Annotated in this window: 10 protein-coding genes, 1 tRNA gene and 1 pseudogene; 4 read left to right on the top strand and 8 right to left on the bottom strand. The window is 60.0% G+C overall.

The window, feature by feature from the left end; all coding sequences use genetic code 11:
* Positions 1-209: 209 nt before the first annotated feature.
* Both JFN91_RS12160 and JFN91_RS12155 read left to right on the top strand, forming a co-directional pair.
* Positions 210-554, top strand: a complete 345-nt coding sequence (locus tag JFN91_RS12160) for a hypothetical protein (protein ID WP_199389449.1) — start codon at positions 210-212, stop codon at positions 552-554.
* Positions 555-718: 164 nt separating this feature from the next.
* A pseudogene (locus tag JFN91_RS12155) lies at positions 719-1,084 on the top strand (JAB domain-containing protein); the annotation flags it as partial.
* 1,019 nt (positions 1,085-2,103) lie between these two features.
* On the opposite strand, the gene JFN91_RS12150 reads toward JFN91_RS12155, so the two are convergent.
* From JFN91_RS12150 to miaB, 8 genes are all read right to left on the bottom strand, one after another.
* Positions 2,104-2,178 (bottom strand) — tRNA-Gly (locus tag JFN91_RS12150).
* 152 nt (positions 2,179-2,330) lie between these two features.
* Positions 2,331-2,621: a flagellar biosynthesis anti-sigma factor FlgM gene (gene flgM / locus JFN91_RS12145; RefSeq protein ID WP_199389447.1), complete on the bottom strand. Its 291-nt coding sequence runs from the start codon at positions 2,619-2,621 to the stop codon at positions 2,331-2,333.
* 82 nt (positions 2,622-2,703) lie between these two features.
* Complete coding sequence (locus tag JFN91_RS12140; RefSeq protein WP_199389446.1) at positions 2,704-3,366, bottom strand: HAD family hydrolase; 663 nt, start codon at positions 3,364-3,366, stop codon at positions 2,704-2,706.
* Positions 3,367-3,530: 164 nt separating this feature from the next.
* Positions 3,531-5,081 carry a glutamine-hydrolyzing GMP synthase gene (gene guaA, locus JFN91_RS12135; RefSeq protein ID WP_199389445.1) on the bottom strand — a complete coding sequence of 517 codons (1,551 nt, stop codon included), beginning with the start codon at positions 5,079-5,081 and terminating at the stop codon, positions 3,531-3,533.
* 136 nt (positions 5,082-5,217) lie between these two features.
* On the bottom strand, positions 5,218-6,687 hold the full coding sequence (gene guaB, locus JFN91_RS12130) for an IMP dehydrogenase (protein WP_199389444.1): 1,470 nt from the start codon (positions 6,685-6,687) through the stop codon (positions 5,218-5,220).
* 339 nt (positions 6,688-7,026) lie between these two features.
* On the bottom strand, positions 7,027-8,097 hold the full coding sequence (locus JFN91_RS12125) for a M42 family metallopeptidase (RefSeq protein ID WP_199389443.1): 1,071 nt from the start codon (positions 8,095-8,097) through the stop codon (positions 7,027-7,029).
* A gap of 181 nt (positions 8,098-8,278) precedes the next feature.
* Positions 8,279-8,812, bottom strand: a complete 534-nt coding sequence (locus JFN91_RS12120) for a bifunctional nuclease domain-containing protein (protein WP_236015106.1) — start codon at positions 8,810-8,812, stop codon at positions 8,279-8,281.
* Positions 8,805-10,130: a tRNA (N6-isopentenyl adenosine(37)-C2)-methylthiotransferase MiaB gene (gene miaB / locus JFN91_RS12115; RefSeq protein WP_199389442.1), complete on the bottom strand. Its 1,326-nt coding sequence runs from the start codon at positions 10,128-10,130 to the stop codon at positions 8,805-8,807. The genes JFN91_RS12120 and miaB overlap by 8 nt, the downstream gene beginning before the upstream one ends.
* 458 nt (positions 10,131-10,588) lie before the next feature.
* On the opposite strand from miaB, the gene JFN91_RS22035 reads away from it, so the two are divergent.
* Complete coding sequence (locus tag JFN91_RS22035; protein ID WP_236015105.1) at positions 10,589-12,625, top strand: DUF3373 domain-containing protein; 2,037 nt, start codon at positions 10,589-10,591, stop codon at positions 12,623-12,625.
* Between the two features lie 80 nt (positions 12,626-12,705).
* The gene (locus tag JFN91_RS12100) at positions 12,706-13,035 is read left to right on the top strand and encodes a hypothetical protein (RefSeq protein ID WP_183345828.1); all 330 of its coding nucleotides are present in this window, start codon (positions 12,706-12,708) and stop codon (positions 13,033-13,035) included.
* Positions 13,036-13,097 lie beyond the last annotated feature (62 nt).

Genomic DNA, 13,097 nt, shown 5'->3' with positions numbered 1-13,097 from the left:
CAAGCCCCAAATAAGCCCTACAACAGCTCCTCTCCGTCAAAGACAAGCTAACCCCTTAATCCCTTAGTTTAGGAGAAATCGCCATTGCACTATTCAAATGCGGAACCTGCCATTCCGTCTATTCCGACTACTACCAGCCCGACGACACTTGCATCAAGTGCCACAAGGGACGCATCCGAATCACCACACCACAAGAGGAGAAAACTGCCATGACCGCAATCAGACCAACTATCAGGAGAATGACGTTCAATGAAGCCAGTGAGGCCGGTTTGCATTCCAGGGGCTTGATTTTGGAGCACCAGGGCAAGAGTTACCGTCTCAATGCCGGTACCAGTGACACCATCACCGTCTTCACCAGGAGTGTCGTCCTCTACGTGCTGACCATAAACCGTGGCCTCGGATATATCGGGCTCGACGCTTACATGCCTAATGAACCGGACCCGGTCAATACCGTCTTCCTGCATTCCGAACACGATGCAACTGAAATACTCGGAGCCTGGAGGCAACTCTCCGCTAAGACCATAGCCCTGAAACTAACCGATTACCTGATTTAACCAACCTACAAGGAGGAACCACCATGCCTACGATTGAAACCCTGTTCGGACCTATGGAGATCGCAGAACCCAAACCACGGCAGATAAAATTCCGTCAGATTCGAGCTGTTTACGAAACGCTCACAGTTCAGGAAGGAGCTGACAGCTATTTGTCACCAAAGATCAGGTATACGTCACCAACCCAGATATTCGACACGTTCGGTTTCCTTCAAGACGAGACTAAGGAATATTTCATTGCGTTGCATCTGGACGGTAAGAACCGAATTGTATGTGTGGATATCGTCAGCACAGGATCGTTGAATCAGTCAATCGTCCACCCTCGCGAAACTTTTAAGACCGCCTTGCTCAGTTCCGCAGCAGCCATCATTCTCATGCATAATCATCCGACCGGGGACCCGACACCGAGCAGTGAGGATTTGGAGGTAACAAGGCGACTGAGGGAGGCCGGTGATCTCCTTGGTATCAAGGTCTTGGACCACATCATAATCGGGTCAACATATTACTCGTTCGTGGAAAGGGGAGTGATCTGATGAGATGCGAATACTGCGGCAATACGCTGAGGCAGGGTGACACGGTTCATGGCATCAAATATGGTTCTCTGGCAAGTAGTGGATTCATACCGGCCAAGGATTCCGCTGTGACCGTAATATGTGGTCCATGTGGAAACCAGGTATACCGCTTTGTGTACGCCTCGCTCGATGAGGGTAAACTGCAATATCCGGTAATCTTCAACTTATACAACGAGCTTACGGTGCTCATGCGGAACGGGTACAAGGTGATCCAGTCGATATCGAAGTTACCTGCCCGTGAACAGGCCGCTCTGAGACGATTAGTCGCCACATGCAAGGAAACAAGGTAACCCTTCCATACGACCCGCCTGCACCAAGTCCGCACAGAATACTCCCATCGCCAGCATTTAGACCTGCAAATGGCTAGACCGCCGTACCCCCAGAATGCCGTGGCTAGTTCAAGGGCAGGCTACCCATGCCCAACTAGTAAAGAGGGCCGTACGGACCAATATGGAGGTCGATATTTTGAGCATAAATACTATATGTAGTGCGCTAAATCTACATATTGTGGCCTTGGTGCAATTGGATACCACTGTGAAGGGGTAAGTGTGTAATATTAAGAGGTTACTGTCTGTCTGCTGAAAATTGATCTCGTTTGACTAGCAGCACCATAATATCCATCTCCCGGCGCTCCAGTCCCAATACCCCTATATATCATCTTGGATCGTGGTCCCATGTTATTGTCTTATAGACGGGATTTGCTTCGGAAAGGGACCAAAATCGGCAGTTAGGTTGAATGGGGTCTGTGCAGCGGAGGATTCAAGGTAAGAGGTAATGGCACCACTAACGCGCTTCGCTTGTTGCCTCGCTCCTCAAAGCAAACGATGAGGCTATTTGCATTTCGTCGTCGAGGGTGATTTTATGACTGTGTGGTTCCCGATACTATCGGGCTTTACCGGCCTCATATCTTGCAATCTGCTACAATATTGCTACAAAAAAACAAAAAAGGTTAGCCAGGATCGGCTAACCTATTGATTTTATGGAGCGGGAAACGGGATTCGAACCCGCGACCTTCAGCTTGGGAAGCTGACACTCTACCACTGAGTTATTCCCGCTTGGTGGAAGAAAACTTTTACCCCATCAGACGGATCTTGTCAATGGTTTTGTTGGGTTCCACCGCCGCACCTGCCGCTTCGGTGGACTGAACCGGTGGACTGAGTCGGGGGGCAGCCTCTTGGGCTGGATAGGCCCGCATGACCGCTGGAAACTACTTCACTACGAGCTTGCTGAGCATCTTTTCCGCCAGGTCTTTGCTGGAAACCTCGTAGTTGCCGCTCTTGATCTGCGTGCGCAGTTCCTCGACCCGGTCCACCCGGATGTCATCGCGCCTCTGCTTGGAGGTGGGAACCACGGGCATGTAGCTGGACAGCTCGACCTTGTCGGCGGCTGCCTGCTGCTTGGCTGCTTCCGCTTGCGCCTCGCCCGTGTCGGGCTTGTCGTTACGCACGACGGCAAGATGGGAAACGGCCGGGTTGGAATTGAGGTCTTCTACTTTCATCTGATATCGCCCCCAGTAGGTCAGGTAGGATTAGGTTTAGTACCGTTTCGACACCGTTTTTAATAACTTTAGCTTTTTTTCATCACACGTCGATTTTTCTTACAAAGGGGAGCTGCAGCAGCGCCGGAAATTCGCTAACCCGATACGTTGCGGCATCGAGTTCGCTCTGGTCGCCGTAGCCGTAGCAGCAGCCGACGGTCCAGACTCCCGCACCGCCGCCGGCGGCGATGTCGTTGACGCTGTCGCCCACCATGACGCAGGCACCGGCGGCAACGCCGAATTCCTTCAGCACGGCGAGCACGGGCTCGGGGGAGGGCTTGCGGTACGGGAAGGAGTCGGCGCCGAAGATGTCGGTGAAATGCCGCTCCAGCCCCAGCTTGTCCAGCACTTCACGGCACAGGGCGACGTTCTTGTTGGAGAGGACCACCATCGGGATTTCCAGGCCCGCAAGCTCCTGCAGGGTCTCGGGGACGCCGGGATAGGGACGAGTCTTGTCGGCTATGTGGGCCAGGTTGTAGGCGAGAAACTGCTCCAGCGCCTGCTCGACCTCGGGCTCGCTCACGCCGGGAAGCGCCCGCTCCACCAGGGAGCGCGCCCCCTGTCCCACCAGCTTGCGCACATCGCTGATCCCGATCTGCGGCAAGCCGTGCCGCTCGCGGATCAGGTTGGTGGCGTCGGTCAGGTCAGGCAGGGAGTCGATCAGCGTGCCGTCCAGGTCGAAGATGAGCAGGCGGATGGGATCCATTATCTCTCCAGTGAAGGGGACAGTAGCCAAGCAAAGGGGACAGGCACCTGCGGAGCCAGTCCCCTTGCCCCCCTAGATACGAAAGAACCGCGGCAACCGGCTTGCGCCGGCCACCGCGGTGTTTTTGTGCAATAAACGAACCTGCTGAAAATGAAGCGCGGGAATTACTCCCACTCGATGGTTGCCGGCGGCTTCTGGCTGATGTCGTACACCACGCGGTTGACACCCTTCACTTCGTTGATGATTCGCGAGGATATGCTCCCCAGCAGCTCGTAGGGAAGCTTGACCCAGTCGGCGGTCATGCCGTCCAGGGAGTTGACCGCGCGCAGGGCGACGGTCCACTCGTAGGTACGGGCGTCCCCCATGACGCCGACGGTTTTAACCGGCAGCAGCACGGCAAAGGACTGCCAGATGTCGCGATATAACCCAGCCTTGCGGATTTCCTCGATGACGATGGCGTCGGCCTCGCGCAGGATGTCGAGCTTTTCGACGGAGAGCTCGCCGATGCAGCGGATGGCGAGACCCGGGCCCGGGAAGGGCTGGCGGTAGACCACCTCGTCGGGCATGCCCAGTTCCTTGCCCAGGAGCCTCACCTCGTCCTTGAAGAGTTCGCGCACCGGCTCGAGGAGCTTCAGGTTCATCTTCTCGGGGAGGCCGCCCACGTTGTGGTGGCTCTTGATGACGGCGGAGGGGCCCTTGGTGGAGACGGACTCGATCACGTCGGGGTAGAGGGTCCCCTGCGCCAGGTAGTCGACCTGGCCCAGCTTCTTGGCCTCTTCCTCGAAGAGGTAGATGAACTCGTTGCCGATGATCTTGCGCTTCTGCTCGGGGTCGGAGACGCCGTCCAGCATGTTGAGGAAGCGGTCGGTGGCGTCGACGTAGTCGAGGTTGATCTTGAAGTGCTTGGTGAAGAGGTTCACCACCTTCTCGGCCTCGCCTTTGCGGAGCAGGCCGTTGTTGACGAAGACGCACTGGAGCTGGTCGCCGATCGCCTTGTGGATCAGCACCGCAACGACGGAGGAGTCGACGCCGCCGGAGAGGGCGCAGAGCACCTTGCCGGTGCCGACCTTCCTGCGGATCTCTTCGATCTCGGTCTCGATGAAGTTGGCCATGGTCCAGGTCGGCTTGGAGCCGCAGACGTTGAACAGGAAGTTGCCCAGCATCTCGTCGCCGCGCGGGGTGTGCACCACTTCGGGGTGGAACTGCACGCCGTAGAAGTTGCGCTTTTCGTCCTTCATGGCGGCCACCGGGCAGCCGGTGGTGTGGGCCATCAGCTTGAAGCCGGCCGGCATCTGCTCGATGCGGTCGCCGTGGGACATCCAGACTTCGGCGCCCCCTTCGAAGCCGGCGAAGATCTCGCTCTCGCCGTCGAGCACCAGGGTGGCGCGGCCGAACTCGCGCTTGTCGCAGCGCTCGACGCGCCCGCCCAGCTGCTGGGTCATGAGCTGCATACCGTAGCAGATGCCCAGGACCGGGATGCCGAGGTCGTAGATGCCGAGGTCGGAGTGCGGGGCATCCTTGTCATAGACGCTGGAGGGGCCGCCGGAGAGGATGATCCCCTTAGGGGCGAAGGCCTTGATCTTCTCGAGCGCCATGTTGTAGGGGTGGATTTCGCAGTACACGCTCTGCTCCCTCACCCGGCGCGCGATGAGCTGGGTCACCTGGGAGCCGAAGTCGAGGATCAGCACCTTTTCTGAGTGGATATCTACGGTCATTGTCTTGGTTCCTTATCTATTGAAAGTCAAAGGCTGTAACGCAAAGGCGCAAAGCCGCAGAGAGGAGCGAGAAACCGGGAAGGAGTCTTCCTTGGCGTCTCCGCGCCTCCGCGGCTTTGCGTTGTAGGTGTTGCCGTTACTTCTCCACCCGGTAGTTCGGGGCTTCTTTGGTGATCATGACGTCGTGGACGTGGGATTCTTTCAGGCCCGCGCCGGTGATCCGGACGAAGCGGCCGTTTTGCTGCAGGTCGAGGATGGTGCGGCTGCCGGTGTAGCCCATACCGGCCCGGAGTCCCCCCATCAGCTGGTGCACGTTGGCGGAGAGCGGTCCCCTGAGCGGCACCATGCCCTCGATCCCTTCCGGGACCAGCTTCACGTCGGCGTCGACGTCGCTCTGGAAGTAGCGGTCCTTGCTCCCCTCTTTCATGGCGCCGATGGAGCCCATGCCGCGATAGCTCTTGTAGGCACGCCCCTGGTACAGGATGGTGTCGCCCGGGGATTCCTCGGTGCCGGCGAACAGGGAGCCGATCATGATGACGTCGGCGCCGGCCGCAACGGCCTTGGTGAGGTCGCCGGAGTACTTGATGCCGCCGTCGGCGATGAGCGGGATGTTGTGCTTCTTGGCCACCTTGGAGCACTCGGCGATGGCGGTGATCTGCGGTACGCCGATACCGGCGACCACGCGGGTGGTGCAGATGGAGCCCGGTCCGATGCCGACCTTGATGGCGTCGACGCCGGCCTTGATCAGGGCCTCGGCGGCAGCGGCGGTGGCGATGTTGCCGGCCACGAGCTCGAGGGTCGGGTAGGTTTTCTTGATGCGGGCGATGGCGTCGATGACGCCCTGGGAGTGGCCGTGGGCGGTGTCGATGACGACGACGTCCACGCCGGCCTTCATGAGCGCCTCGATGCGGGCGTCGACGTCCGGGGTCGGGCCGACGGCCGCGCCGACCCTCAGGCGGCCGAGGGAGTCCTTGCAGGCGTTGGGGTACTTCTTGATCTTCTCGATGTCCTTGATGGTGATGAGGCCCTTGAGGTTCTTCTCCTCGTCCACCACCAGGAGCTTCTCGACCCTGGTGTGCTTCAAGTGTTCCTTGGCCTGCTCCAGGGTGGTACCCACCGGCACGGTGACCAGGTTCCTCTTGGTCATGCGGGCGGAGATGGGGAGGTCGAGGTCGGTCTCGAAACGGAGGTCCCTGTTGGTCAGGATGCCGACCAGCTTCCCGTTGGCCTTGGTGATCGGCACCCCGGAGATGCGGTACTTGGCCATCATCTCCAGCGCTTCCCGGATGCGCTGGTTGGGGCGCATGGTGATCGGGTCGACGATCATCCCGGACTCGCTCTTCTTCACCTTGTCCACTTCCATGGCCTGCTCGGCGATGGTGAGGTTCTTGTGGATGAAGCCGATGCCCCCTTCACGCGCCATGCAGATAGCGGCCCTCGACTCGGTGACCGTGTCCATGGCGGCACTCACCAGCGGGATGTTCAGCTGTATGTTGTTGGTCAGTCGGGTGCTCAGATCGGTATCGCGGGGCAGGATGAGTGAGTGGGCAGGGAGAAGCAGGACGTCGTCAAACGTGAGACCTTCGGGAAGGCTGCTTTCTAACATTAGGGAAACTCCTTTTGTTGTTTCGAGGCAGGTTTTAACCGGAAAACTTATTACAAGGGGGAAGGCAAGTCAACTAAAATTAGGCTAATGACAGAGATAAAACCGTAGCGGTTTCCCAGCCTTAGCGTCTACACAACCGGGGCTCATGGGGAGCGGTTATCCGCTGTGCAGTGAGGGGAAAAACGCCCTCAACCCTGCCCCTCTCCGGAGGGCTAGGGGACACGGCCTCCCCCCTCCCGGCCTCCCCCCTCCGGGGGGAGGAGCAGACAGCAGGACGAGGGTGCATGGATGGGGCGAATGATTATTCGCCCCTACACATCCGCGGCGGCTCCTGCTTGGTTACATCGGGATGAAGGCGTCCTTGCTCCCCATGCGGCCCAGGGAGGCGACGATCAGCTCGACGGCATGGTCCAGGTCGGAGAGGGACATGGTCTCGACCGGCGTGTGCATGTAACGCAGCGGCAGCTTGACCAGCGCCGTGGCGACGCCGCCGCGGGAGATCTGCATGACGTTGGCGTCGGTGCCGGTGGCGCGGGCGATGCCGGTGTACTGTACGGCGATGTCGTTGCTGGTCGCCGTGTCGGAGAGGAGGTCGAAGAGCACCGGGTTGATGTTGGCGCCGCGCGGCAGGATGGGCCCCTTGCCGAGCCCCACCTCGCCGTTGTGCTTCTTGTCCACGTCGGGCTGGTCGGTGGCGAAGTCCACCTCGACGCAGATGCCGACGTCGGGGTTCACCGAGTAGGAGCTGGTGGTGCCCCCCCTGAGGCCCACTTCCTCCTGGACCGAGGAGACGCCGTAGAGGTCCACCGGGAGCGGGGCCGGGAGCTCGGAGACCCGGCGCAGGACTTCGGCCACCACGAAGCTCCCCGCCTTGTCGTCGAGACCGCGCGAGCTGACCCGGTCGCCGAAGAGGCGCTCGAGGTTGCTGGCGAAGGTGATGGGATCCCCCACGCGCACCCACTCCTGGGCCTCTTTCTTGTTGGCGGCGCCGATGTCGATGTACTGGGCGTCCAGCTTGATGACCGTGTCGCGCTCCTTGGGCTCGATGAGGTGGATGGGGCGTTTGCCGATGACGCCGTTCAGCCGGCCGCGGGAGGTGTGCACGTGCACCCGCATGCCCGGGGTGATGTGCGGGTCGACGCCGCCGATGGCGGAGAAGTAGATGAAGCCGTTGTCGTCCAGGTAGCGCACCTGGAGACCGATCTCGTCGGAGTGGCCGACCACCATGACGCGGGGGCGGTTCTTCCCTTCGCCCTGGATCATCCCGAAGACGTTGCCCATGACGTCGGTGGCCACCTGGCAGAAGGGTTCTATATAGGAGCGGAATACCCGCTGGGCCGGCTGCTCGTACCCGGAAGGGCTGGGCGCGGCCAGAAGCTGTTGCAGAAAGTCAAAGGATGCTTCGCGCATGTCGGAACCTCGTAGGAACAGATTGAGATTGAGATTAAGAAGGCGCAGGGCCTGTTCTCACACTACGCCCAACGACCACTTTTTTCAATTCTGCTTGCCCTGCGCAACGGGAAACCTGGTGGGCCGGCCTACAGTCTTCATCTCAATCTTTGTCTTAATCTTTATCTCGTTGTGTGGTGTGCTACATCGGGTACTTGCCCATGGCGGCGGGGTCCATGTGGTCGAGAAAATCGACGAAGCGGCGGGCGTTGTTCTCTTGGGCGAACCCTTCCTCGTTCATGTCCAGACTGGAAGCGCGGGTGAGGACTTCGTCGTTGACCTGCACCGGCAAGTGGTACTTCAGGGACATGAGCATGGCCTCGGCCACGTGGACCTCGAGCCGGAGCTCTTCGCCGTGCGCGGGCTTGAGGCGCACCGAGGCGGTGAAGACGCCGTCATTGAGGCTCTCGACGTAGATCCCGGCGACGGTCATCTCCAACTGCTCGATAAGGGCGGTGAACACGTCCTTGCGGCTGTTGCGCGCGCTCATCTCGCGCCCGACGAACTGGGCGGCGAAGGAGACCGACTCGGAGGCGTGGATCCATACCGGGACGGCGTGCTTTTCCTCGGCGTCCTTCAGGATGATGACCGGCATCTGGGCGATGGCGTCCAGGGCAAAGCCGAATACCTTCATTTCAACGTACATGGGTGCCTCGTCCCTTTCGTTGTCAGACATCGAGGATCTCTCCCTTGAGCAGCGTCTGCAGCCCTTCCGTGATCCTCACCTCGACCAGGCGCCCGGCCAGGGCGGGATCGCCGTCCATGACGGTGGCGCGGTTGCCGCCGGTCCTGCCGAAGAGCGCGTCACCGGTGCTGCTGGGCCCTTCCACCAGCACCTGCTGCACGCCCCCCACGAAACTCTCGTTCCTGGCCAGGGTGATCTTTTTCTGCGCCGCCTGCAGGCGCTCCAGGCGCGCCTGTTTCTCGGCCCGCTTCACCTCGTCCGGGAACTCGGCCGCCTTGGTGCCGGGACGGGCCGAGTAGATGAAGGAGAAGAGGTCGGCGTACTGGACCTCCTCGATCAGCTCCATGGTCTGCTCGAAGGCGGCCTCGTCCTCGCCGGGAAATCCGACGATCATGTCGCCGGTGAACTGGATCCCGGGGCAGGCATCCCGGAGCGCGCGCACCTTCTCCAGGTACTGGGCCCGGGTGTAGCCGCGGTTCATGCCCTTCAGCACCGCATCGCTTCCCGACTGGGCCGGCAGATGGATGTGCGGCGCCAGCTTGCCGATCTCCGCAAAGCAGGCGATCAGCCTCGGGGAGATGTCCTTGGGGTGCGAGGTGGTGAAACGGAGCCTCTCTATCCCCTCCACCTGTGCCACCAGGCGCAAGAGGTCGGCAAAGTCGGGAGCACCCGGTTCCTTGAAGCCGTAGGAGTTCACATTCTGCCCGAGAAGGGTCACCTCGGTGACGCCGGCGGCTGCCAGGGCGGCGACCTCCTCGACCACCTTGTCGGCACTCCTGCTGATCTCGCGGCCGCGCACGTGCGGCACGATGCAGTAGGCGCAGAAGTTGTCGCATCCCTGCATGACGGTGACGAAGCGGGAGACGCCCCCCTCGCTTTCGGCGTGCGGGAACAGGTCGAAACGCTTTTCGTCATCGAGGAAATCGGTGGCGACGCTCTGCTTGCCCTGCTCGGCACCGGAAACCATCTTCTGCAGCAGGTGCAGATTGTGGGTGCCAAAGACCAGGTTGACGAAGGGCGCCTTCTTCAGCAGCCGCTCCCCTTCCTGCTGTGCCACGCAGCCGCCCACGCCGATGATCAGGCCGGGCTTTTGCTTCTTCATCGATTTGAACTTGCCCAGGTGCCCATAGACGCGCTGTTCGGCGGTCGCCCGGATGCTGCAGGTGTTCAAAAGGACCAGGTCCGCTTCCACCGGATCGGCCGTCTGCTGGTACCCTATCCCCTTCATCAATGTCACTATCTTCTCGGAATCGCTCACGTTCATCTGGCAGCCGAACGTTTCCAGGTAAAGCTTTTTTGCCTTATTCACGTCTATATCCTGATGGTTAAATGCATGAATAGTACGAAAATTGGCCGCGCCCAGTCAACATCTATTAGCTGCCGCGCCGGTTCTTCCCCGCAAGGGCGACAAAACGCACATTAACCGTCATAAATCATTGAGCTACCGATATATGCAATAAAAAATATATTGACATATGACAGCTCAAAGATCTATAAGACTCATTAGCGTGGCGGCCTCGAGGCCGGCTTCACGTCTCTGCCACGATACATCACCTCCCCAAGCTAAACAGTGCTAATGATTGGGACTCTTCATTTCGATTATAAATTCCCAACACACGACATTTTCCCTAAATCTACCGGTGAATGCACCGATTAACACAGTAACGCCCAGGATTTAATGAGTTAGGACCGGACCAGGCGGTACTACTGAAATACCTTCGACCCAAAGGTTGGTGTAAAAACCAGCGAAACAAAAAGGAGAAGTGAATGAGAAAACTGGAGAAGCTGTTGATCGGCGCAGCCGTATGCGCCCTGGCTGCCCCTGTCGTGGCGCAGGCAGACGACCAGGACATGCAGAAGAAGATCGATGAACTGACCAAGAAGGTGCAGAAGCTCGAGGAGCAGCAGAAGGGATCCGACCAGAAGAAGGTCGAGGACCTGACCCGCAAGGTGGACAGGATCGAAGAGAAGTCGCTGGGCAAGTGGCTCACCATCGGCGGCGACTACCGCTTCCGCGTCGACTCCCTGAGGGGCGACGTCGCGGCCCACTCCGACGCCATCGGCACCATGAACAACCTGGTCGGGGGATTTCTGGGCCCCAACGGCGTGGCAGGTACCCCGATCGGCTCGGCAGACGGGACCAATAGCCCGACCGCGCTGCAGTTCATCATGATGGGCAAATCCGGCTCGCTGTTCACGCCTACCCAGTTCAACACCATCCTCAACAGCTACATGCCGCAGGCCATGGCTGCAGCCCTCCCCGGCATCTTCACCGCCATGGGCAGCGGTAACTTCACCCTGCAGAACACCGCCCTCACCCCGCAGCAGCAAGGGATCCTCAACACCCTGGGAGCCAAGGTAATGCCGGCGGTGATGAACATGCAGATCGGCAGCATCCCCAACATGCTCGGCCTGGTCCAGGCAATGAACCCGGCGGCAACTGCAACGACCAAGGTAGGCGACGTCTTTGCCGGACTTCCGGCAGCCCAGCAGCAACTTGCCCAGCAGATGCTGATGCAGGCGTTCCTCGGCCAGGCCGGTGCCCTGAACAACAACGCCTCCAACCTGGCCACCACCCAGTCCTACAAGGCCAAAAACGACCTCCTGTACACCAACCGTCTCGGCATCGACATGCACGCGAAAGCCACCAAGGACGTGACCGTCAACGTCCGCCTGGTCGCCTACAAGACCTTCGGCTCGCAGGATGACTCCGCCGTCACCAACAACGGCAACACCCCGTTCTTCGCCGACCGCGTCGGCGCCTTCGACGGCACCCTGGGCCACGTCCCCTCCTCCAGCCTCCTCGACGTCGACCGTGCCTACGCCACCTGGTCCAACATCGCCGACCAGCCGGTCTGGTTCTCCGTGGGCCGCAGGCCCTCCACCAACGGCGCTCCTTCGAACCTGCGCCTGAACAACGAGCGCCCGGGCAACGGCGGCACCCCGGCCCTCTTGGTCGACTACGCCTTCGACGGCATGACCCTCGGCTGGGCTCCCGACATCGAGGCGCTCCCCGGCGCCTACGCCAAGGTCTGCTACGGCCGCGGCTTCGAGTCCGGCTTCGAGACCCCGAGCAACAGCCTGAAAGATACCGACATGCTGGGTGTGGCCATCATCCCGGTCGACACCGACCCGCTGCGCGTCTGGCTGCAGTGGAACCGCGGCTTCAACATCTTCGACTTCCCGGTCATGTCCAACACCGCCTTCGGCAACACCGGTCCGGCCACCTCGCTGGGCGACATCGACTGGTACGGCGCAGGCTTCATGAGCACCCTGAAGAACATCGGCCCGGGCAAGCTGAACTTCTTCGCCGATGCCGGACTGAGCGTCACCCACCCCAACGGCAACGTCTCCAACAACGCGGGCTTCCAGGGTCTCATGACAGGTTCCTTCTTCAACCAGGAGGCACCCTCCGACAAGACCGGCTGGGCCGCCTACGCCGGCGCGCGTTACGACTACGAGCCGAGCAAGACCAAGTTCGGCATCGAGTACAACCACGGTTCCAAGAACTGGATCACCTTCGCACCTGCCGCCGACGACATGTGGACCTCCAAGCTGGGGACCCGCGGCGACGTCTACGAGGCGTACCTGATCCAGGAGCTCAACCTGAAACCGGTCTCCTCGCACCTGTCCAAGGCCTTCTTCAAGATCGGTTACCAGTACTACGACTTCGCCTACACCGGGAGCAACAACTGGGTAGGCGCACCGCAGAAGATCTCCGACATCAAGTCCACCGACCTGATGCTGCTCCAGCCGCTTAAGAGCGCGCAGGACATCTACGCGACCTTCGAAGTGAAGTTCTAGAAACCGTGCCGCGGATGCGGCACAGCAAAAACCGGGGTGGCGGCACCAGCCGCCACCCCACCCCCAAAAGGAGAAAGAAGATGAAAAAAGCAGTTTCGGTAATGGTCCTGGTAGCAGTCGCAGCGCTCACCATCTTCTGCTTCGGCAGCGTCGCCAGTGCGGGTGAAGAGATCAAAATGGTGGGCGTAATCACCAAAATCGACATCGCCGGCAAGGACGCCAAAACCGCCACCGCCACCTTGAAGGACAACAAGACCGAGCAGCTCGTGGTGATCACCGTGGAAGACGACCTGACCCTGGACAAGTTCAAGGACCACAGGATCGTGGAAGGCGACGAGATCCGCTGCAAGTACGAGGTTATCGACGGCAAGAACGTCTCCAAACTGTTCAGGAAGACCGCCGGCTGTTAAGCCGGGGCCGTTCCTCGTAGGTGGCGCTGTAGTTATCACGATTGCAGCGCTTCTTTTTGCCC

The organism is Geomonas anaerohicana (assembly GCF_016458305.1).
Lineage (GTDB): Bacteria > Desulfobacterota > Desulfuromonadia > Geobacterales > Geobacteraceae > Geomonas > Geomonas anaerohicana.
This window is presented reverse-complemented; position numbering and strand designations above follow the sequence as displayed.